Source organism: Sphaerimonospora thailandensis (assembly GCF_016863115.1).
Taxonomy (GTDB): domain Bacteria; phylum Actinomycetota; class Actinomycetes; order Streptosporangiales; family Streptosporangiaceae; genus Sphaerimonospora; species Sphaerimonospora cavernae.
In genome coordinates, this window is the sequence record NZ_BOOG01000012.1 from 102,768 (window position 1) to 122,869 (window position 20,102).

22 protein-coding genes are annotated in these 20,102 nt (G+C 66.7%); 7 read left to right on the forward strand and 15 right to left on the reverse strand.

The annotated features are described in order from the left end of the window. Nucleotides 1–314: 314 nt before the first annotated feature. On the forward strand, nt 315–1,337 hold the full coding sequence (locus Mth01_RS06645) for an LCP family protein (protein WP_204013062.1): 1,023 nt from the start codon (nt 315–317) through the stop codon (nt 1,335–1,337). A 43-nt stretch (nt 1,338–1,380) separates the two neighbouring features. Here Mth01_RS06645 and Mth01_RS06650 read toward each other — a convergent pair whose 3' ends face one another. Further along, complete coding sequence (locus Mth01_RS06650; protein WP_204013064.1) at nt 1,381–1,737, reverse strand: hypothetical protein; 357 nt, start codon at nt 1,735–1,737, stop codon at nt 1,381–1,383. Between the two features lie 349 nt (nt 1,738–2,086). On the opposite strand from Mth01_RS06650, the gene Mth01_RS06655 reads away from it, so the two are divergent. Beyond that, entirely contained in the window at nt 2,087–4,180 is a 2,094-nt protein-coding gene (locus tag Mth01_RS06655; RefSeq protein ID WP_204013066.1) for a sensor histidine kinase, read from the forward strand. Then, on the forward strand, nt 4,177–4,530 hold the full coding sequence (locus Mth01_RS06660; protein ID WP_204013069.1) for a DUF742 domain-containing protein: 354 nt from the start codon (nt 4,177–4,179) through the stop codon (nt 4,528–4,530). Before Mth01_RS06655 ends, Mth01_RS06660 begins: the two co-directional genes overlap by 4 nt. 46 nt (nt 4,531–4,576) lie before the next feature. On the opposite strand, the gene Mth01_RS06665 is transcribed toward Mth01_RS06660, so the two are convergent. The 5 genes from Mth01_RS06665 to Mth01_RS06685 all read right to left on the reverse strand — a co-directional run bounded on the left by Mth01_RS06665 (nt 4,577) and on the right by Mth01_RS06685 (nt 7,210). Next, nucleotides 4,577–4,978, reverse strand: coding sequence for a hypothetical protein (locus Mth01_RS06665; protein WP_204013071.1), 402 nt, complete (start codon nt 4,976–4,978; stop codon nt 4,577–4,579). 110 nt (nt 4,979–5,088) lie between these two features. Then, nucleotides 5,089–5,577, reverse strand: a complete 489-nt coding sequence (locus Mth01_RS29570) for a hypothetical protein (RefSeq protein ID WP_239089421.1) — start codon at nt 5,575–5,577, stop codon at nt 5,089–5,091. Between the two features lie 229 nt (nt 5,578–5,806). Beyond that, a complete protein-coding gene (locus Mth01_RS06675) occupies nt 5,807–6,325 on the reverse strand; it encodes a type II toxin-antitoxin system RelE family toxin (RefSeq protein WP_204013086.1) in 519 nt (172 codons plus the stop codon). A gap of 2 nt (nt 6,326–6,327) precedes the next feature. Beyond that, complete coding sequence (locus Mth01_RS06680; protein ID WP_204013088.1) at nt 6,328–6,636, reverse strand: type II toxin-antitoxin system Phd/YefM family antitoxin; 309 nt, start codon at nt 6,634–6,636, stop codon at nt 6,328–6,330. 112 nt (nt 6,637–6,748) lie between these two features. After that, nucleotides 6,749–7,210, reverse strand: coding sequence for a MarR family winged helix-turn-helix transcriptional regulator (locus Mth01_RS06685; protein ID WP_204013091.1), 462 nt, complete (start codon nt 7,208–7,210; stop codon nt 6,749–6,751). Between the two features lie 98 nt (nt 7,211–7,308). Between Mth01_RS06685 and Mth01_RS06690 the strand changes: the two genes are divergently transcribed. Then, the gene (locus Mth01_RS06690; RefSeq protein WP_204013094.1) at nt 7,309–8,175 is read left to right on the forward strand and encodes an alpha/beta fold hydrolase; all 867 of its coding nucleotides are present in this window, start codon (nt 7,309–7,311) and stop codon (nt 8,173–8,175) included. Nucleotides 8,176–8,206: 31 nt separating this feature from the next. On the opposite strand, the gene Mth01_RS06695 is transcribed toward Mth01_RS06690, so the two are convergent. From Mth01_RS06695 to Mth01_RS06705, 3 genes are all read right to left on the reverse strand, one after another. Next, nucleotides 8,207–9,061, reverse strand: a complete 855-nt coding sequence (locus tag Mth01_RS06695) for a hypothetical protein (protein ID WP_239089422.1) — start codon at nt 9,059–9,061, stop codon at nt 8,207–8,209. Between the two features lie 204 nt (nt 9,062–9,265). Next, nucleotides 9,266–10,147 (reverse strand): carbohydrate-binding protein, encoded by an 882-nt coding sequence (locus tag Mth01_RS29575; protein ID WP_239089423.1) that lies wholly within the window; start codon nt 10,145–10,147, stop codon nt 9,266–9,268. Between the two features lie 326 nt (nt 10,148–10,473). Then, nucleotides 10,474–10,863, reverse strand: a complete 390-nt coding sequence (locus Mth01_RS06705; RefSeq protein ID WP_204013097.1) for a hypothetical protein — start codon at nt 10,861–10,863, stop codon at nt 10,474–10,476. 125 nt (nt 10,864–10,988) lie between these two features. On the opposite strand from Mth01_RS06705, the gene Mth01_RS06710 reads away from it, so the two are divergent. Next, nucleotides 10,989–11,168: a hypothetical protein gene (locus tag Mth01_RS06710; RefSeq protein ID WP_204013099.1), complete on the forward strand. Its 180-nt coding sequence runs from the start codon at nt 10,989–10,991 to the stop codon at nt 11,166–11,168. Then, nucleotides 11,165–11,599 carry a type II toxin-antitoxin system VapC family toxin gene (locus Mth01_RS06715; protein ID WP_204013101.1) on the forward strand — a complete coding sequence of 145 codons (435 nt, stop codon included), beginning with the start codon at nt 11,165–11,167 and terminating at the stop codon, nt 11,597–11,599. Before Mth01_RS06710 ends, Mth01_RS06715 begins: the two co-directional genes overlap by 4 nt. A 128-nt stretch (nt 11,600–11,727) precedes the next feature. On the opposite strand, the gene Mth01_RS29590 is transcribed toward Mth01_RS06715, so the two are convergent. Together Mth01_RS29590 and msrA are read right to left on the reverse strand one after the other, a co-directional pair. After that, the gene (locus tag Mth01_RS29590; protein ID WP_239089425.1) at nt 11,728–12,234 is read right to left on the reverse strand and encodes a PIN domain-containing protein; all 507 of its coding nucleotides are present in this window, start codon (nt 12,232–12,234) and stop codon (nt 11,728–11,730) included. 203 nt (nt 12,235–12,437) lie between these two features. Further along, nucleotides 12,438–13,103, reverse strand: a complete 666-nt coding sequence (msrA, locus tag Mth01_RS06725; protein ID WP_204013103.1) for a peptide-methionine (S)-S-oxide reductase MsrA — start codon at nt 13,101–13,103, stop codon at nt 12,438–12,440. A 124-nt stretch (nt 13,104–13,227) separates the two neighbouring features. Between msrA and rarD the strand changes: the two genes are divergently transcribed. Further along, nucleotides 13,228–14,139 (forward strand): EamA family transporter RarD, encoded by a 912-nt coding sequence (gene rarD, locus Mth01_RS06730; RefSeq protein ID WP_204013105.1) that lies wholly within the window; start codon nt 13,228–13,230, stop codon nt 14,137–14,139. A 40-nt stretch (nt 14,140–14,179) separates the two neighbouring features. Here rarD and Mth01_RS06735 read toward each other — a convergent pair whose 3' ends face one another. From Mth01_RS06735 to nuoL, 4 genes are read right to left on the reverse strand one after another with little or no spacing between them, the layout of a single operon-like run. Further along, the gene (locus Mth01_RS06735; RefSeq protein WP_204013107.1) at nt 14,180–15,169 is read right to left on the reverse strand and encodes a polyprenyl synthetase family protein; all 990 of its coding nucleotides are present in this window, start codon (nt 15,167–15,169) and stop codon (nt 14,180–14,182) included. Between the two features lie 11 nt (nt 15,170–15,180). Beyond that, nucleotides 15,181–16,734 (reverse strand): NADH-quinone oxidoreductase subunit NuoN, encoded by a 1,554-nt coding sequence (gene nuoN / locus Mth01_RS06740; RefSeq protein ID WP_204013109.1) that lies wholly within the window; start codon nt 16,732–16,734, stop codon nt 15,181–15,183. After that, nucleotides 16,731–18,257: an NADH-quinone oxidoreductase subunit M gene (locus tag Mth01_RS06745; RefSeq protein WP_204013110.1), complete on the reverse strand. Its 1,527-nt coding sequence runs from the start codon at nt 18,255–18,257 to the stop codon at nt 16,731–16,733. Before Mth01_RS06745 ends, nuoN begins: the two co-directional genes overlap by 4 nt. Further along, nucleotides 18,257–20,101, reverse strand: coding sequence for an NADH-quinone oxidoreductase subunit L (nuoL, locus tag Mth01_RS06750; protein WP_204013284.1), 1,845 nt, complete (start codon nt 20,099–20,101; stop codon nt 18,257–18,259). Before nuoL ends, Mth01_RS06745 begins: the two co-directional genes overlap by 1 nt. Nucleotide 20,102: the final 1 nt, after the last annotated feature.

Consider the following 20,102-nt stretch of genomic DNA (forward strand, 5'->3'; position numbering starts at 1 on the left):
GTTCACCACGGCTTCCGGAAGTGGCCTCTGGAACGCTCCCAGTAATACCTGAAGTTCCCTGGAACTTCACCTTTGCGTCCCCATGTGGCCATATGCCTTGCCATCTTATGGAGCGCACCCCAGCATGAGGCTGGACCCTCCCGTCGACCAGACATTCATCCCCGAATGTCCTATTTGTACTATTCGCCCAATCGGCCGATCCCCTCCGGCACCTTGACGAGCCGCTGAGGCGCCGGCGCGAGGCCCCCTTACGCCTGCACCATTTCTTCGGTTACGTTCATGAGAGCAACGGATCGCCGCATTGGACCCCCCTGGTGACGACCTCCAAAGAACTCCCCGTCCGCACGGACGCACGACCACCGACCGCACGCCGGCGCAAAGTCCTGATCATCGTCTCCCTTGTGCTGCTGCTGCCGCTCGCGGCGCTGTTCGCGCTGGCGATGCAGCGTCAGTACGTCTACGACAGCAACATCCAACGCGTTCAGGATGTTTTTCCGGCGGAGCAGGACCGACCGGCCAAAGCGGTCGGATCCGTACAGAACTGGCTGGTCATCGGGTCTGACCGCCGTCCCGACGAAGGGGGGTTCCAGCGGTCGGACTGCATCATGATCGCGCACATTCCGGCGGACAGGAAGCGCGTCTACCTGATCAGCATCCCGCGTGACTCCTATGTCACGATCCCCGGCCACGGCAAGGGCAAGATCAACTCGGCCTACGCCTACGGCGGTGCACGCCTGCTCATCACGACGGTGGAGAAGCTCACCGGCGTGCGGATCGACCATTTCGCCGCGCTCGACTTCGCCGGCTTCGTCACGATGAGCAAGGCGCTCGGCGGTGTCACCGTCTACATCTCGAAGGATTCGTACGACTCGGCCAACAAGGTCAGCTGGCGGCAGGGCGAGACTCACCTGGAGGGCGAGCAGGCCCTGCTGTTCGTACGGCAGCGTTTCGGCCTGCCCGGCGGAGACTTCGATCGGATCAAGCGTCAGCAGGCTTTCCTCCGCGCGATGATGCAGAAGGCGCTCAGCAAGGGCATGCTCACCGACCCCTTCGCGCTCGACGAGTTCCTGCAGGCGCTGACCAAGTCGGTGACCGTGGATTCGAGCGTCACCATCGGCACGTTCCGCGACCTCGTATTCGAGCTGCGCGACGTCAGAGGCGGCGACCTGCTGTCGACCACCATGCCCATCTCGGGGACTGACACGGTCAAGGGGATGAGCATCGTCCGGCTCGACGCGCGCGAGGGCGCCAAGCTCGCCGAAGCGATCAGCAACGACACCCTCGATCACTACTTCACCGACAACGGTGGACTCAACGACACCTCGACCGTTATGTGATGCGGCACCGACCGTGGTCTCCCACCCGAGGTGCCATCACGGATCAGCCGTACTCGAGATCAGGAATCGACGAGGGAGGATCCGGACTACGCCATACCACGACATATCCGTCATGGGCGCCCTCAACGGCAGCACTCAACTGATCTAGGTCGAAATCCGGCAAATACCTCAAGCGTGTCAGGAAGGACGCGTCGGTCGCCGACCGCGGGACGACGCAGCCCTCACCCTCGCTGTCCAGAAGGACGATGAAAACGTCGCCGTCGGCGGGCCTGTGGCCGCCGACCCTGACCTCGACGACGTCTTCCCACGCGAGGGCCTCGACGCTGCCGTCCGCGTAATGGCGGGTCACGCCTTCTTCGGTGACGTACACATAGGAATCCGGCACTGGGTCGCCGTGCATGGGCGCGATTGTGACGACTTGACGCCGCACCCGCAAGCGAACCGGCGGAAGGCCGTACGTGTCATGGAAGGATCCGGGGCGCGACCGTCGCGGGACGGCGCCGGTCTCCGAACCCGTCGTGCGACCACGCGCCCCGGCCGGCCCACTTTAAATCTAGGACAAAACCGCGCAAATCGCCATAAACAGGATGTTGCAGCGAACCGTCCCCCAACTGTTAAGAACCCTGGCTGGTAGTGCGCCTCACGGATTGCTAGGGTTTCGCCACTATTAAGCGAGGGGTCAGGGACGGGCAAGGTTTATGGCTGGCCGAAAACGTTCTATTCGATTCAAGATCACGGCGATCCTGCTCGTGCCGACCATCGCTCTGGTGATGACGTGGGGGTTCGCCGCCACGCTCACCATTCGGCAGGGCGTCGAGTTGCTCCGGATCCAGACCGTCTTCACGAACGTGGTGCAGCCCATGGCGGGCGTGATCCTGCAACTGCAGCGTGAGCGCCTGCTGACCGCCGAATGCCTCAACTCTCCCGCCCCGCTCAAGAGCGAGCTCGACAAGGAGCGCAAGGTCACCGACGAGGCGGTGGCGGAGCTGGCCCGGTCATCCTCCAGCGTCAAGGACGACACGCCTCCCGCGATGTGGAACCGGGTCCAGGAGTTGGTCAACCGGGCACGCAAGCTCGACGGACTGCGCGACCGGGTCGACCGCCACACGTTGCACAGCCTCGATGCCATCGAGGAGTACACCGCGGTCGCTGACATCGGCTTCCTGGCCTACGACTATCTGATGATCTCCGCGGACATCGACATGATCGAACAGACCAGGGCGATCGTCCTGATAGTCCGCGGCCACGAGCTGGTGAGCCAGCAATCGGCGCTGCTCACCGGGGTGCAGACAGCGGGCCGGATAACGCAGGACGAGCGCGACGCCTTCGCCGCGATGGTCAGCAAGCGGCGGCTGCTCTACAGCCTCGGCACAGGTCAACTCGACGCGGAACTGCTTCAGCCGTTCACCGACCTGAACACCAGCGCCCTCTACAGCTCGTTCACGTCGATCGAGGACCAGATAGTCAAGCGGATCAAGCCCGACAAGCCACTGCCGTCGAGCGCGCAATCCTGGCCGACGGTCGCCGAGGGGCTGTCCAAGAAGTTCGAGGAGCTCACCCTCGGGGTGGGCATGACCCTCACCGCGCGGGCCGCCCCGCGGGCCCAGGGCATCCTCATCAGCATCGCCGTCATCGGCGTTGCGGGACTCCTCGCGATCCTCGCCACCGCCTTCGTCTCACTCCGGTTCGCGAGGAGGATCACGGGCGAGCTCACCGGGCTCCAGCATGCCGCGACCGAGCTCGCCGACCTGCGACTTCCCCGCATCATCAACCGCCTCCGACGCGGCGAGGACGTCGACGTGGCGGCCGAGACCCCGCCCGCGCTCAAGACCGCCGAGACCGTCGAGGTGGAGAGCGTCAACAATGCGTTCACCTCGGTGCAGCTCACCGCGATCGAGTCCGCCGTCCACGAGGCCGAGCTGCGCAAGGGCGTCAACAAGGTCTTCCTCAACCTGGCGCGCCGCAACCAGTCGCTCCTGCAGCGGCAGCTCGGCATGCTCGACGGCCTGGAGCGGGAGGTCGCGGACCACGAAGTCCTGGAGAAGCTGTTCGGGATCGACCACCTGACCACCCGCATGCGTCGGCACGCCGAAGGCCTGATCATCCTGTCGGGGGCGGCCCCGGCCCGAGGCTGGCGCGACCCGGTCAACCTCTTCGACGTGGTCCGCGCCGCGATCGAGGAGGTCGAGGACTACCTGCGGATCGACGTGATCGTGCCGCACGGCCACGCTCTGGTCGGCAGCGCGGTCACCGACATCATCCACCTCCTGGCCGAGCTGATCGAGAACGCCGCGATCTTCTCTCCGCCGCACACGCGGGTCCAGGTCCGCGGTGAGATGGTCGCCCGGGGCTTCGCCCTGGAGATCGAGGACCGCGGCCTCGGCCTGGCGCCGGAGGAGCTGGCGCGGATCAACGAGCTGCTGGCCAACGCGCCCGAATTCGACCTCGCCGACAGCGACCGGCTCGGCCTCTTCGTGGTGGCGCGCCTCGCCCATCGCCACAACGTGCGCGTCTCGCTGCGGCCCTCGCCGTACGGCGGCACGAGCGCGATCGTGCTCGTCCCGCAGGAACTGGTCGTGGAGACCGAGGCCCGGGATCTTTCCGTCGAGCGAATCGCCGCACCGCACCCCGCTCCCGCTCTTTCGCTGACCCCTCCGGCCGCCGACACCGCCGCCGCTGATCCGCGAGGCCGCGGTGACCTGGGCAATCGGGATGGCGACGGGGACGAGTTGCCAAGGCGCGTCCGGCAGGCGAACCTTGCACCACAACTGCGTGACGAGCGGGCCGACTTGTTCTCCTCCTTCCAGGCGGGCTGGCAGCGCGCTCAGGAGGACGATTTATGACGGAGCAGGAATTCGGGCCGCTGCTGCGGCCCTACACCCTCACCCGAGGTCGGACCCGCCCGACGGGGCCCGAGTTCGACCTGATGATGATCATTCGGACCGCCCCTTCGGCCTACGACCGTACCGCCGGGCTCGCCCCCGAGCACCTGCGGATCCTCAACCTCTGCCAGTCGCCGGCCTCGGTCGCGGACATCGCCGGGGAGTTGAACCTGTCGCTGAACGTCGTACGGATCCTCCTCAGCGATCTACGCGACCAGGGCCTGATCACGGCTCGCCCGCCGGCGACCGTCGCTCAGCTTCCCCAGGAGCACATCCTCCGGGAGGTGATCCAGGGCCTGCAGGCACTGTGACGGCAGCCTCTGCCTCCCGCCCACCTCCAGGCCCGGGCAGGCGAGATCAGGACGAGCACTCCTCGAGCAACCGGTTGACATGCCGGCGTGCGGGCGCGATGAGCTCCTCCGCGTAGCGGTCGAGCGTCGTCGCGCACGCCGCCACGTCGGCGGTCTCGACCAGGGGCAGCACAAGGCAGGCTTCCGCGCCGTCCAGCACGATCTCGCCCCGCACCGCGAATCCCCCATCGACCGGGACCACGACCGACATCTCGAAGACGATCTCGTGCCCGGGGAGCGTGAGCTCCAGGCCCAGCCGTACGGCCCGGCCCGCCAGATCTGAGATCGGTGCCCAGCGGACGTGGGGGAAGTTGGCATCGGAAAGCGACCGGCCGGTGTCGCTGAACCGCGCCGCCGTATGCATCAGAGCTCTCAGGAGATCGGCGGCGCCCTTGCTGTTGGCGTCCACCCCGGAAGGTTAGATCATCCGAAGTTCACAATCAGCCAAAATCTAGTTGTTCAGCGTGATTTATCCCCGTCACGGGCGGATCGACGGGACTCGGCCGAGCATCGCGCCGCTCAGCGGAAGGCGTAGCACTCCACCTCGGCGCGGCGATGGGTCATCCCGCCCTGTACGGACTCCTGGACGCAGGCCTGCTCGCGCTCGCTCAGCTTCAGCTCACCGCAGACGGTGACGCCGGAGTAGGCGCGGCAGTCCAGCGTGGGGTCGTGCTTGCCGACGCGGTACTGTTCGGCGACGTCCGCCCGGCACTGTTCGCGGGCCTCCTGCGTATCCGCGTAGCGGCACTGGTTGAGGAGGATCTTGTACTGGTCCTCGCTCACCTGACGCAGCGCCTTCGCCGGCTGCTGTGACGCCGTGCCCGACTGGACGCCCGACTGGACGCCCGGCTGGGCGCCCGGCTGGGCGCCCGGCTGGGCGCCCGGCTGCGGTTCCGGTGGCCCCCCGGCCCGCGACCCGGCGTGCGAATGGACGTTGCCTGCGCTGGCGGCGGTCGTGCCCAGCATGGTCATCGTGGCGAACACGGCGACTGCGAAGATCTTCTTCATGGCATTCCCCCTCCTGGGAACGTACCCGCCGAGAGGGAATACCGACCTCCATGCGGCTTTCGGCGGATCCACCAGCGATCCATCGGCACGCGTTCAGCGGGACGTCCGCAACGTGCTGGTCGACGTGGACGGCGCTCAGGCCGAGGTTCGGGGCGAACCTGAACGCCACATTCGCGACGGATAACCCTGGGCCCTTGGGCGGCGCGGCATGGACTGACGGCCCCCTTGGCTAGCGCGGGTTCGAACGGAACTCAGCCCACAGATCGACTGCCTGCTGCAAATCGAGAGCGGCGACGTCCTCGCGAGACATGCCGACCGTATAAATCAGACGATCCGCGAGCCAGTCCGGGACCGGTTCCCGGGGAGACGGTTGATTGACGCGGACGTGGTCGGCCATCGCACCGAGGCGTTCAATGATCTGGCCAAGCAGCACCACTTCGGGACGCCCCTTCCCGGCGGCACGGACCCTGGCCGTGGCCTCGGCGTACACCTCGGCGTCGGCTCTTTCGCCAACGGCCCGCACCTCGCAGATCTCGATCGACTTATCGGCAACGATGCGGTAGACGACCCGCCATGTGTTGCGCCCGACCACAAGCTTCCGGAATCCGGTCAGCTCTCCACCCAGGGGATAGCCCGCCTCGGGATCGTCGAGCAGAAGGAGGATCTTTTTGAGCACCTTCGGCACGGCATCGGGGCCGATCCGCCGCAGATCATCGACGGCCGGATCGGTGAAGACGATATCGGCCACGGCTACTCGTCGTCCGGCATCGCTGCCAGGGATTCACGGGTGTGTCCGAAAGCGGTGAGCACATCGTCGAGCGAGACACGCTCCCCGGTATCGGTGACCGAGCGTGCGAGCACCAGCGCCAGATCCCGCAGATCGGACGCCGCCGCCTCCAACTCCTCCAGCCGGCGAATGCTCACGACCGCCGCCACCGGTCGGTGCCGACGAGTCACGACCAGCTCGTTCCCCTGCTCGGCGTCGGCGACCAGACGTGCGACTCCGCGCTGGGCCGCCTCCGTGACGCTCAACTCAGTGGCATCATGCAACATCGTCATGCGGCTACTGTATAGAAATTTGTACAGAAACTCTATCGCCTCGCCCGACCGACTGAGGTCACCCGCACCCGCGGCACGGGCCGAATCTTCGGCATTCATGCCGGAGAGTGCGTCAGTCCTGGCCGGCTCGTCGCCGGGTGACAGCCTCATGGACGTCGCCGAGGAAGGCTTCGATGGTCGCCTGATCCGCGGGGTCGAACCGTCCGAGGACGGCGACGACCTCATGGATGAGCGGGCCGAAGAAACCCCATCCGAGCGCGACCGCGCTCTCATCCACTTTCAACAGCACACGCCGGCGGTCTCGGATGTCGCGTTCCCGGCGCACATGACCGAGTCTTTCCAGCCGGTCGATCACCGCGGTGGTGCCCGCGGAGTTGAGGCCGAGATGCGCCCCCAGCGTTCCCGGGGTGGCGGGCGCGCCCGTGCGGGCGGCGTCCAGGAGGCAGATGAGCGCGCGCACATCGGTCGGATGGAGGGCGTGCCGGGCGGCGAACTTCTCCCCGATCCGGTCGAGTTCCAGGGTGATGGCGCGCAGCAGGTGCACCACGCGCATCCCGGCGTCCTGTTCGTGCACGTCGCCTGCCGCCTTCCTCCGTCATGGCCACCGCAATATTATGGCAGTATCTCGATCAACGAGATACTTGTTGGGCGAGTTACCTGTCGAGGTGAGGCATGTCCGATGACGGTCACGCCGCGAGTGCGGTCTTCCTCGCCGCCTATGACGCGGTCCTGGAACGTTGGCCGGTCAAGGTCGAGCCGATCGACCTGCCGTCGGCGTACGGCACGACCCGGGTGAACGCGTGCGGGCCCGCGGACGGTCCGCCACTGATCCTGCTGCACGGCGGCGGCACCACCGCGGCATCGTGGTTCGCCAACGTCGCGGAACTCGCCCGCCGGCATCGGGTGTACGCCGTGGACCGCATCGGCGAGCCGGGACGGAGCATCCGGGGCGAACGAGCCCCTCGCGACGTCCCCGGCCTGCTCGACTGGCTGGACGGGGTGCTCGACGGGCTCAGAATCGGGAGCGCCGCCGTCTGCGGGCACTCCTACGGCGGGTGGATCGCCCTGACGTACGCCCTCCACGCGCCCCAGCGGGTCCGGCGGCTCGTTCTCCTCGACCCGACGCAATGTTTCGGCGGCTTCCGGGTCGGATACCTGGCACGCGCGCTGCCGTCCCTCATCAGGCCGACGGCCTCGCGTGCACGAGCCTTCCTGGCGTGGGAGACCGGCGGCGTTGAAGCCGACCCCGCCTGGCTGCGGCTGTACGGCCTGGCCGCGGAGTTCCCAGACACGAAAGTCGTGATCGGCAAACGGTCCAAGCCCGGATCGCTGCGCGCACTCACGACACCGGCCCTGGTGCTCCTCGCCGGCCGCGGCAGGGCGCACGACCCTTTTCGCATCGCATCCGCCGTCATGCGCGTCCTGCCGCACGCGGAAACCGCGGTGCTACCGGACCTCTCCCACCACGCGATGCCCTGGCACAAGGCCGCCGACATCAACACCCGCATCGTCGATTTTCTCGACAGGACCGCGGCCTGAAACCGAACCTCAGGCCGTCGAGCAAAAACCGTCAGGACCTTCCACGGCGTAGTTCGAGGGCGAGCGAGCGCAGCCACGGCTGGGCGAACGAGGGCTCCTCGGCCAACTGGCGGGCAATCCTGGTCCGTACGGCGGACGTACGGCCCCGCTCGACGAGGGCGACGGCCTCCGCGAGAGCGTCAAGCGTCTTGTCGTCGTGCCGGGGCGCGGTGACCGTCTCGTCCGCCCAGCGGATGCGCCGGAACGACAGCGTGAGCTTGTGCTGGTGATTTCCCAGATAGCTCCAGGCGTACGGGTGGATCGACACGTTTATGACGTTCCTGCGGGGCAGGTCGGTCGTCCACTCCGCGTCCTGCCACCAACGCCAGGTCTTCGGACTGGTCTTCCCGCGTGCGGTGATGCCGAGGAAGCGCAGCTTGAGCCGGATGACATCCCAGGACTCGCGCTCTTCGTCCACCCAGTCGCGGAGGAAGCCGTAGAGGTGGGTGAAGGTGTAACCGGCGTAGACGAGGTCGGCCAACACGAACGGCCTCCTGCGGCGGGCCAGCCGTTGAGGGCTGAGGCCCATGGCGTCCAGGTTGGCCCGCATCTGGCGGACCTCATGGGCGAGCAGCGGCCGTTCGAGCCGGTAGGAGAACGGCAACAGGCGCACCCGGTCGGGCCGCGAGGTGGCCGACAGCGCGCCTGACAACAGATCGAAGACGCTGTCGGCCGAGCGCCCGACGAAATGCACGTCGCCGTCGCCGCTGCGGGCCAGCACCCTCGCCCCGCACTCGATCAGGGCGTCCAGGTACGGCAGCGCGGGCTCGGGGCGCCCCTCCAGCAGGTTGCCGAGTTGGTCGCGGCCGACCAGATCCCATCGGAACGGCAGGTTCGGTGTCGCCATTCCCATCATGATGGCGTTTCACGGACCGCCGGCGCTTCCGCTTTTTCGCTCGTACGCTCGGCAGGAGACACCCATCAGCTGACTTGGTTCGTGAACGCGGGATTTAGGGACGCTGCTTCTGACAGAGCTGCGGCCGATCGACCCGACGGATCCGATCACGCTCCTGGAACTGTCCAATCCGGGTGCGCCATCTTCCCGCGTTCCTTAGATCCGCTGCCACAGAGCGGGAACGATGGGGGGCTCCCAGCCGGGCAAGGACGTGTGCGCCTGGATGCATCGGTAGCGCTGCCCGATGTAGGTCACGGTGTCCCCCACCTTGTAGGGGGTCCAGGTCGCCCAACTGCTCGCCTTGGTAACGGTCAGCGAGAGTCTCGACCTGGTCATCTGCCACTCAACACTCGCCAGAAGAGTGATTTCGTGGGATCCCGCCACGAGGTCTTCGGACGTGGTGATCGTCACCGTCGACGCTTCTCCCGCCATGACCGTGGACGGGTTGAAGGTCACGGTCGCCCCGTACGGCGCGATAGCCGACAGCGTCAGGGGAACCGGACCGCTGGACACGATCTCGGTGTTGAGAGTCACGGTGGTCGACTGGCCCGCCTGGACCGTGACCGACGACGGCTCCACCGATGTGAAGATGGTCGGCATGGGAGGAGGCTTGTGGCCGTCAATGGTCAGGAAGAACGTCGCCTCCCGGGTCACCGAGGCGCCAGTGGCCACAACAGTGATCTGATAGGTCCCCTTCGGGATTTGCGACGAAGGAGCGATTGCCAGCGTCGAGTACTGACCGGCCATGATCGTGGGCGAGTTGAAGGAGAAGGCAAGCCCGCCGTCAGGCAGAGGGGGGGTACGCACGCTCAGGCTGATCGGCTGGGCGCTGCCGTCGGTGACCACGGTGTTCACCCGCGCGAGCACCACCTCGCCCGTCCGGACGGTGACTGCGGCGGAATCAGGATTGAGCGAGACCGAAAAGTCATCGGCCATGGCATCGCTGTGCCGATCGAGCGCCTGCGCCTGGACAGCACCTGCCCGCGCTGTGGAGTCTGCCGAGACGGCAGAGGTCGCCGTCAGCGAAGCTGCGATCATGGCGACCGCCGCCAGTACGGCGACGACACCCGACCTCGTCCTGATATTCACTTGCGACTCCTGGTTGTGGGGGGGTAAAGGAGCCCGAAAGTCCAGACTAGACCCGAAATGACACCAAGACCATAAGTGGCTGCCCTACATTTTTCCGCAGCTTGCAAATAGGGGACATCACTCAACAGAGAGTACTATCGAGGGCAAAACCCGGCGGAATGCATCGGCATTTATTATGGACTGAAAGCTATGGACCGCCCCGAGTTGTTCGCCTTGGCCAAAGTAAGCGAACCGAACAGCTTACCTGAACCTTGTAGCGAAGGTTCTCGCCGGTGCTACTCATTACGACGAGCGTCTCCGGAAGCATCGCTGATGATCAGCTCAGCGATGCGCAGCCATCGGGCGGCGTAGATCCGTCCTTCACGTTGGCGGAGACGCGGGACCAGCGCCCGGAGATCCCGGACGCACTCCCTCACGATGCGGAGTTGGTCCGCGTCCAGCACGCCTCTCTTATGGCCGACATAGCTGGTCACGCACCCGGCCAGGTTGTTGTCGATGAGCAACATCGGCCGCCCGTAGATCTCCACGGTGATCAAGTCATCGGGATAGGGCAGGCTGCGTTGCTCAGCGAACAACACCGAGACCTCGTTGAAGATCCCCCGGTTCACTCGCCAGCGGGCGCGATGCCCACCGGGCAGGTGACGCCGGTGCTCCTGAAGCCGCAATACCCGTTTGGCACCTTAAAAAGGTACTGCTGGTGGTAGACCTTCGCTTCAGGCAGTAATTCCTGCCTACCGGTGCCCGACGAAGATGCCTCTGTCCCGGAAGGCCAGCGCCTACACTCGGAACCATGGACTTCGACAACGAAGCGTGGACCGACAGCGAGGAGCCCATCGACGAGCCGCGGCTTCCTCGGCACCTTGCCGCGCTGGTCGGCGCGCTGCAAGGACCGGCAGACCTCGGCGTCCATCATGACCGGTATCTCACCTATCCTCACCATGAGGAGTCGGACGAAGCGATCATCGCGTGATCCTCTGCGACACAGGCCCTCTCGTCGCGGCGTTCAACAGGGACGACAAGGATCACGACCGCTGCGTGCGGTTCCTCACGCAGAACTGGACCAGGCTGGTTGTGCCGTCGCTCGCGGTGACCGAGGTCTGTCATCTGCTCTCTGATCCAATGCGTCGTGGCAGTCCAGCTCTCGCAGCCCAGTTCTGCGCCGCCATCGCCGATGATGAGCTCCGCGTGATCGAAGTCACGCCTCACGACTATCGACGAGTATCCGAGCTCCTCACGTCCTACGCCTCACTCCGTCTTCAGGCCGTCGACGCCTGCGTGATAGCCATCGCCGAGCGATTCGACCTTCACGAGATCGCAACGCTGGACCAGCGAGACTATCTCGTCGTTGCCCCTCGCCATCTTCCCAAAGGGCAACGACTCACAATCCTGCCGGGCGACTGATCAAGCCTCCCCGCTGGTCACGCCGACGGGGCAGGTGACGCCGGTGCTGCCGAGGCCGCAATACCCATTTGGCACCTTAAACAGGTATTGCTGGTGATAGTCGTATCACTGAGGCAATAATTCGGCACCTACACACGTACGAGGCGTACTGTCTTGCCGCAAAGCTTTCTCATGTCGTCCTCGTCCGAGGTGAGGACGATGACGGGACGAGAGGAGCGAAGAGCCGTGGCGGCCACGACGGCATCGATCGCGTACTTGTGGCCATGGAGACCGCCCTCGCGGAGCAGGTCCATCGCGCAGGCGGAGACCTCCTCGGTCACCGGTTCGACTCGCAACCGGGACAGGTGCCAGCCCCACCTCGCCGCGTCGCCGTAGCCCCTCACCTCCATGTAGTCCTTGAGCGGCTTCGCGCCGACGGCACGGCCCTCCTCGAGGAGCTTCTCCACCTCTTGCAGCACGAGTGTGTTGCCCTCGATCGCAGTACTGTTGTGGGCCTCCTGGTGCCAGATGTCAGACCAGATGTCCTCCGCCTCGGCGGGCGAAGGCAACCCACCCAAGCGGTCACGAAGTTCTCGGACGGCCTCGTCGAGGCGCTGGTACACAGTCGCCCTGGACGGCCTGCCCGGTCCTGACATCGACGCCCCCTGGATTTGTTCGGCTGGGCGGATTTAACTGTACCGAACAACTCGCCTGGCGATCCGCTGCCGCAGCCCAAGAGAACAAGACGTCAGAGGCCCGGAACCCCCTGGTCGGCTACTCCTGGCGGGAGTTCCTTCCCAGCCCACGAGACGAACGAGACCTCCGAGCGGGCGAGCCCGTCCGGAGTCTCACAATCCGACTACTCCTCGGAAGTAGTCGTGAGGCCGACGGGGCAGGTGACTCCGGTGCTGCTGAGGCCGCAATACCCATTTGGCACCTTAAACAGGTATTGCTGGTGATAATCCTCGGCGAAGAAGAACTCGCGGGCCGGGGCGATCTCGGTGGTGATATTTCCGTACCCGGCCTTGGTCAGCACCTCCTGGTACGCCGCCTTCGACGCGAGCGCGGCCTTCTCCTGCCGCGGCCCGTGCGTGTAGGCGGCCGACCGGTACTGCGTCCCGACGTCGTTGCCCTGCCGCATGCCCTGCGTGGGGTCGTGTGCCTCCCAGAACACCTTGAGGAGTTCCTCGTACGACACCGTTGCCGGGTCGAAGACCACCCGGACGACCTCGGCGTGCCCGGTCATCCCGGTGCACACCTCCTCGTACGTCGGGTTCGGGGTATATCCGCCCGCGTATCCGACGGCCGTCGAGACGACGCCGGGCGTCTGCCAGAACTTCCGTTCGGCGCCCCAGAAACACCCCAGCCCGAACTCCGCGATCTCGGTCCCGTCCGGGTACGGCGGAGCCAGGGGCGCGTCCAGGATCTGATGCCGTACGGCCACCGGCATCACCTCGGCGCGGCCCGGAAGCGCGTCCGCGGGGTCCACCATCGTCGTCTTGTCCCTGCCGAAGAGCCAGCCCATGTCGACCTCCCACCGCTCCCAACCACACCCGGCACGACCTTGTTCCTCGCCTTAGCAATCCTAAACCTCAGTGCAAGCAATGCTTATTTGTCGCTAAACCCGGTAAGGAGCGAAGATGGGGTTCATGCCTGAAACCCGCCGGGGTGTCCTGTACGGCATCGCCGCCTACACCATGTGGGGTCTCTTCCCCCTCTACTGGCCATTGCTCAAGCCGTCGGGCGCCGTGGAGATCCTCGCCCACCGGATGGTGTGGTCCCTCGCCGTCGTCGCCGCGATCCTGGCGGTCCGCCGCCACTGGTCCTGGTTCCGCTCGCTGACCCGCCGCCAGATCGTCCTCCTCACCGTCGCGGCGATCACGATCTCCCTCAACTGGGGCACCTACATTTATGCGGTCAACTCCGGCCATGTGGTCGAAAGCGCACTGGGCTACTTCATCAACCCCCTGGTCAGCGTGCTCTTCGGCGTCATCGTCTTCCGAGAGCGGCTGCGCACCTGGCAGTGGGCAGCCGTGGGGCTGGGCGGACTGGCCGTGCTCGTCCTCACGTTCGACTACGGCCGCCTGCCCTGGATCGCACTGGTCCTCGCGACCAGCTTCGGTGTCTACGGCCTGGTCAAGAAGGCCGCCCAGGTCGGCAGCGCGGAGAGCCTCACGGTCGAGACGTTGGTGCTCCTGGTGCCGGCGCTCACCTATCTGATCGTCATCGAGGCGAACGGCACGGGCACGTTCGGCCACCACGGCACCGGGCATGCGCTGCTGCTGGCCGTCACCGGTTTGGTCACCGCCATACCGCTCATCTGCTTCAACAGCGCGGCCATCCGCGTCCCGCTCTCAATGATCGGCCTCCTGCAGTACATCGCCCCGACCCTGCAGTTTCTGTGCGGCATTCTGATCGTCCACGAGACCATGCCGACGAGCAGGTGGATCGGCTTCGCCATCGTGTGGCTCGCACTGTGCGCCTTCACCTGGGACAGCCTCCGCGCCGCCCGTAAGGCCCGCCGCGACAGCCGTACGGCTCCCACGCTGGAAACGGTCTGACCCGGGCCGCCGGCGGACTCGGCCGACCATGAAAGCACGGTCAGCCGGTGCGCTCGACCACGTAGTCGCACAGGGCGATCAGTGCCGTCCTGGCGGGGATGTCGGGCAGGGCGGCCAGCGCGGCCTTCGCCCGATCCACCCAGCGGATCAGCTCCTGCCGGGCCTGGGCCATCGCCACGTGGGCGCGCAGCAGGCCGAGCGTCTCCTCCAGGTCCGTCTCGGCCACCGGCCCCGACAGCAGTGCGCGCAGTCGCGCGTCGGCCGGGTCGGTCGAGGTGAGCGCGTAGAGCACCGGCAACGTACGGATGCCTTCGCGCAGGTCGGTGCCCGGCGTCTTGCCGGAGTCGGCTGAGGCCACGTCGATCAGGTCGTCGCCGAGTTGCCAGGCGACGCCGATGGCCTCGCACGCCTCGGTGACGAGGTCGGCCACCTGGACCGGGGCACCGGAGAGCATGGCGCCGAACCGGCCCGAGGTGGCGATGAGCGAACCGGTCTTGTCGGCGAGCACCCGGATGTAGTGGGTGATGTCGTCGGTGCCGTCGACCGGCCCGATCGTCTCGCGGATCTGACCCCTGACGAGGCGGGAGAACGTGCGGGCCTGCACCCGGATCATCTCGCTGCCGAGGTCGGCGAGGATCTCGGAGGCCTGGGCGAAGAGGTAGTCGCCGGTGAGGATCGCCACGGTGTTGTCCCACCGTGCGTTGGCGGACGGCGAACCCCGCCGCACGCGGGCCTCGTCCATCACGTCGTCGTGGTAGAGCGTCGCCAGATGGGTCAGTTCGATGACAACGGCCCCGGGTATGACACCCGGGGCCTCATGATTGCCGAACTGGGCGGCGAGGAGTACGAGCATCGCCCGGAACCGCTTACCACCCGCCTCGATGAGGTGCCTGGACGCCTCCGTGACGAAGGCGTCCTCGCTCTCGACGGACGAGCGGAGCAGTTTCTCCACGGCCGCCAGGCCGTTCGCCAGATCCTCGGCCAGCCGCTCGTCTACCAGAGGGATGTCCACAACGGGCGGCGCGGCCATACGGGATGCTCCTAACGGACGAACAGCGACTGAGCAGCGGAGTGCGCCAGGTCCAGCACCGGCTGCGGGAAGACCCCGAGGACTACGGTAGCCAATGCCGCCAGGCCGACCACAGCCGCCGTGCCGCGTGAGGGCAGCACCACCGAGGGGCCGTCGGCCGCCGGGTCGCTGAAGAACATCAGCACGATCACGCGGACGTAGAAGAACGCGGCCACGGCCGAGGCCACCGCACCGACGATGACCAGCGGCAGCGCGCCTCCGGTGACGGCCGCCTGGAAGACGGCGTACTTCCCGAAGAAGCCACTGGTCAGCGGGATCCCGGCGAAGGCGAGCAGGAAGAAGGCGAACACGCCTGCCAGCAGGGGCGAGCGCTTGCCGAGTCCGGCCCAGCGGGACAGGTGCCAGGCCTCGCCACCCGCGTCGCGCACCATGGTGACGACCGCGAACGCGCCGACCGTGGTGAAGCCGTACGCCACCAGGTAGAACAGGATCCCCGACAGGGCCGAGGTGTTCTGGGCCGGCGCGCTGCCGGTGGCGATCACGCCGATGAGCAGGAAGCCGCCGTGCGCGATCGACGAGTAGGCCAGCATCCGCTTGATGTCGGTCTGCGTGATCGCGAAGATCGCGCCGCCCAGCATCGTGAGAATCGCCACACCGTAGAAGACCGGGCGCCAGTTCCAGTCCAGGCCGCCCAGTGCGACCCAGAACACCCGCAGCAGCGCGCCGAACGCGGCGATCAGCGTGCCCGACGCCATGAGCGCGGTGATCGGGGTGGGCGCGCCCTGGTAGACGTCCGGCTTCCAGGCCTGGAACGGCGCCGCGCCGATCTTGAACAGCAGGCCGACCCCGATCATGGCGCCGCCGATGTAGAGCAGCATGTCCTGGCCGCCGACCACACCCAGCGAGGCCCCGATCTCGGCCAGGTCGAGCGAGTTGGCGTAGCCGTAGATCATGGCGGTGCCGTACAGGAAGAAGGCGGAGGAGAACGCGCCGAGCAGGAAGTACTTCATCGCGGCCTCCTGCGAGAGCAGGCGGCGGCGGCGCGCCAGACCGCACAGCAGGTACAGCGGCAGCGACATGACCTCGAGGCCCACGAACGCGATCAGCAGGTCGTTGGCGGCCGGGAACAGCATCATGCCGCCGACGGCGAACAGCACGAGCGGGTAGACCTCGGTGTGGGCCGCCCCCTCGTACAGTGCCTGCTCCTCCTCGGCCGAGCCGGGCACGGCCGCCGCGGCGCCGACGAAGTGACCCTCATCCTTGATGAGCAGCACGCTGACGAACGCCAGCACCAAGATGGTGCCCCAGATGAACATCGCCGGTCCGTCGACCGCGATGGCGCCCATGGCGGCCGCCTTGGTCGGCACGCCCTCGACCCACTGCCAGACGATCAGCACGAACGAGATCAACAGCGACAGCAGCGTGATCGGCAGGTGGATCGCCGAACGCAGGTAGCGCGGGGCGAACGCCTCGACCAGCACGCCCACGATCGCCGCGCCGAAGACGACGAGCATCGGCGCCAGCATGCCGTACTCGATCGTCGGCGCTGGAATGGTGCCGTTCACTTGCCCTCCTTGACACCGGGTGCGGCGGCGGCCTGGTCAGCGGTGACCGAGACGCTGGACAGCGTGTCCTTCACCGCGGGATTGATGACGTCGAGCAGCGGCTTGGGATAGAAGCCGAAGACGAGCAGCAGCGCGACCAGCGGTGCCACGACCCACTTCTCCCGGGCGTTGAGGTCGGGCAGGGTCTTGACGGACTCCGCCGTCGGCCCGTTCATGGTCCGCTGGTACATCCACAGGATGTAGATGGCGGCCAGGATGACACCCATCGTGGCGATCACGGTGGCCGGGACGTGCAGCCGGTAGGCGCCGGCCAGCACCATGAACTCGCTCACGAACGTGCTGAGGCCCGGCAGTGAGAGGCTGGACAGGCCCGCCACCAGGAACGTCCCGGCGAGGATCGGGGCGACCTTCTGCACGCCGCCGTAGTCCGGAATGAACTTCGAGCCGCGACGGTAGATCAGGAAGCCGACGATCAGGAACAGCGCGCCGGTGGAGAAGCCGTGGTTGACCATGTAGAGCGTGGCGCCGGTGCCGGCGTCCTGCGCCCCGGGGTTCCCCTTGGTCATCGCGAACACGCCCAGGGTGATCAGGCCGAAGTGCGAGACCGAGGTGTAGGCGATGAGCCGCATCATGTCGGTCTGCCCGATGGCCACGATCGCGCCGTAGATCACGCCGATCACCGCCAGCACGATCACCAGCGGCGTGAAGTAGGCCGCCGCGTCGGGGAACAGCTGCAGGCAGAAGCGCATCATGCCGAACGTGCCGACCTTGTCGAGCACGCCGACCAGCAGTACGGCGGCGCCCGCCGGGGCCTGGGCGGCGGCGTCGGGCAGCCAGGTGTGGAACGGCCACAGCGGCGCCTTGATCGCGAACGCGACGAAGAAGCCGAGGAACAGCCACTTCTGCGTGTTCACGTCCTGGATGGTGCCGATCAGGTCGGAGAGCATGAAGGTGTTCTTGCCGGCGATCGAGTAGAGCGCGATCACCGCCACCAGCATCAGCAGCCCGCCGAACAGCGAGTACAGCAGGAACTTGACCGAGGCGTACGCCCGCTGCGGCCCGCCGTACGACCCGATCATGAAGTACATCGGGATCAGCATGGCTTCGAAGAAGACGTAGAAGAGGAAGACGTCGGTCGCGGCGAAGACGCCGATCATCATGGCTTCGAGCACGAGGATCAGCGAGAAGTACGTCCGGACCGAGCGTTTGCCCTTCTCGGCGTCATGCCAGGAGGCCAGCACCACGATCGGCACCAGGATCACCGACAGCAGGATCAGCACCAGCGCGATGCCGTCGACGGCGAGGCTGTAGTTCACCCCGAACGCCGGGATCCAGCTGTGGTTCTCCTGGAACTGCCACTGGTCGCCGTTCGGGCTGAACTGCACCGCCATGGTGACGGTCAGCGCCAGGACGATAAGCGAGACCAGCAGGGTGAACTGCTTGGCGAGCTTGTCGTTCCGGATCAGGGTCACACCCAGCGCGCCCAGTACGGACACGCCCATCAGGGTTGAAAGCCAGGGCATCACAGGTTCCCTACGACGAACCAGGCACCGACCAGGACGGCGGCGCCGACGAATATCGACAGCGCGTACGAGCGGACGAAACCGGTCTGGACCCTGCGCAGCCGGCCGGACGAGCCGCCGATGGACGCCGCGAGGCCGTTGACCAGTCCGTCGACTCCCCGGTTGTCGAAGAACACCGCCAGCCGGGTCAGCCACTGGCCGGGACGCATGAACAGCGCCTCGTTCAGCGCGTCGCCGTACAGGTCGCGGCGGGCGAACGTGGTGAGGAACGAGCCGCGCGGGGCGGTCGCCGGCACCTCGGCCGCGCCGTACCGCAACCAGGCGAACGCGGCGCCGATCGCGACCAGCGCGAGCGTCGCGAGCCCGGGGGCGCTGAACGGGTGGAACTCGGGCAGGTGCTCGGGCGCACCGACCGCGGGCGACAGGAAGATCATGAACCGGTTGCCCAGGATCAGGTACGCACCCAGGGCGATCGAGCCGATCGACAGCAGGAGCAGCGGCACCGTCATCACGGCCGGCGACTCATGCGGGTGCGCCTTGGCGTCCCAGCGCTTCTTGCCGAAGAAGGTCATGAAGACGAGGCGGGACATGTAGAAGCCGGTGATGCCGGCGCCGAGCACGGCCAGCCAGCCGAGGACGGCGCTGTGCTCCATCGCGGTCTCGATGATGCCGTCCTTGGTGAAGTAACCGGACAGCAGCGGGAACCCGATGATCGCCAGGTAGCCGACGAGGAAGGTCGCGAAAGTGATCGGCATGACCTTGCGCAGACCGCCGTACTTACGCATGTCGACCTCGTCGTTCATGGCGTGCATGACCGATCCGGCGCCGAGGAACATGTCGGCCTTGAAGAAGCCGTGCGTGATCAGGTGCGCGATGGCGAAGGCGTAACCGGCCGGGCCGACGCCCGCCGCGAGCACCATGTAACCGATCTGCGACATCGTCGATCCGGCGAGGGCCTTCTTGATGTCGTCCTTGGCGGTACCGATGATCGCACCGGCGAGCAGCGTGGCCACACCCACGATCGTCACGACGAGCTGCGCGGTCCCGGTGCCCTCGAAGATCGGGCCGGACCGGACGATCAGGTAGACGCCGGCGGTGACCATGGTCGCGGCGTGGATGAGGGCCGAGACCGGGGTCGGGCCCTCCATCGCGTCCAGGAGCCAGGACTGCAGCGGCAACTGGGCCGACTTGCCGCACGCGCCGACCAGCAGCAGCAGGCCGATCGCGGTCAGCGTGCCCTGCGAGGCGTCGCCGGCCCGGTCGAGCACGCCGCTGAACGTCAGCGAGTGGAACGTCGCGAAGATCGTGAACATCGCGATCAGCAGGCCGACGTCGCCGACCCGGTTGACGATGAACGCCTTCTTGGCCGCCGTCGCCGCCGAGGGCTTGTGCTGCCAGAACCCGATCAGCAGGTAGGACGCCAGACCCACGCCCTCCCAGCCGACGAACAGGGCCAGGTAGTTGTCGGCCAGCACCAGCAGCAGCATCGCCGCGACGAACAGGTTGAGGTAGGCGAAGAAGCGCCGCCTGTTCGGGTCGTGCGCCATGTAGCCGATCGAGTAGACGTGGATCAGCGAGCCGACGCCGGTGATCAGCAGGCAGAACGAGATCGACAGCGGGTCGACCAGCAGGCCCACCTTGTCGACGAGGCCCGGGATGAACTCGAACAGCGAGACCCCGCGGCGGCGCTCGCCCGGGGCGAAGCCCAGCAGCTGGACGAATGCCAGCGCGGCCACCACGAATGACGCGACGGCCATGAGGACACCCAGCAGGTGGCCGAACTTGTCGGTCCGGCGTCCGCCCAGCAGGAGGACGGCCGCTCCCACCAGGGGCAGGGCGATCATC

Coding starts and splice junctions, on each gene's coding strand:
- Mth01_RS06650 (WP_204013064.1), bottom strand. CDS start 1,737: ATGCACGGCGACCCAGTGCCGGATTCCTATGTGTACGTCACCGAAGAA.
- Mth01_RS29570 (WP_239089421.1), bottom strand. CDS start 5,577: ATGAAGAAGATCTTCGCAGTCGCCGTGTTCGCCACGATGACCATGCTG.
- Mth01_RS29590 (WP_239089425.1), bottom strand. CDS start 12,234: ATGTCAGGACCGGGCAGGCCGTCCAGGGCGACTGTGTACCAGCGCCTC.
- Mth01_RS06695 (WP_239089422.1), bottom strand. CDS start 9,061: ATGGCGACACCGAACCTGCCGTTCCGATGGGATCTGGTCGGCCGCGAC.
- Mth01_RS06710 (WP_204013099.1), top strand. CDS start 10,989: ATGGACTTCGACAACGAAGCGTGGACCGACAGCGAGGAGCCCATCGAC.
- Mth01_RS06735 (WP_204013107.1), bottom strand. CDS start 15,169: ATGGCCGCGCCGCCCGTTGTGGACATCCCTCTGGTAGACGAGCGGCTG.
- Mth01_RS06690 (WP_204013094.1), top strand. CDS start 7,309: ATGTCCGATGACGGTCACGCCGCGAGTGCGGTCTTCCTCGCCGCCTAT.
- Mth01_RS29575 (WP_239089423.1), bottom strand. CDS start 10,147: ATGATCGCAGCTTCGCTGACGGCGACCTCTGCCGTCTCGGCAGACTCC.
- nuoL (WP_204013284.1), bottom strand. CDS start 20,101: ATGATCGCCCTGCCCCTGGTGGGAGCGGCCGTCCTCCTGCTGGGCGGA.
- Mth01_RS06660 (WP_204013069.1), top strand. CDS start 4,177: ATGACGGAGCAGGAATTCGGGCCGCTGCTGCGGCCCTACACCCTCACC.
- msrA (WP_204013103.1), bottom strand. CDS start 13,103: ATGGGCTGGCTCTTCGGCAGGGACAAGACGACGATGGTGGACCCCGCG.
- rarD (WP_204013105.1), top strand. CDS start 13,228: ATGCCTGAAACCCGCCGGGGTGTCCTGTACGGCATCGCCGCCTACACC.
- Mth01_RS06745 (WP_204013110.1), bottom strand. CDS start 18,257: ATGCCCTGGCTTTCAACCCTGATGGGCGTGTCCGTACTGGGCGCGCTG.
- Mth01_RS06680 (WP_204013088.1), bottom strand. CDS start 6,636: ATGACGATGTTGCATGATGCCACTGAGTTGAGCGTCACGGAGGCGGCC.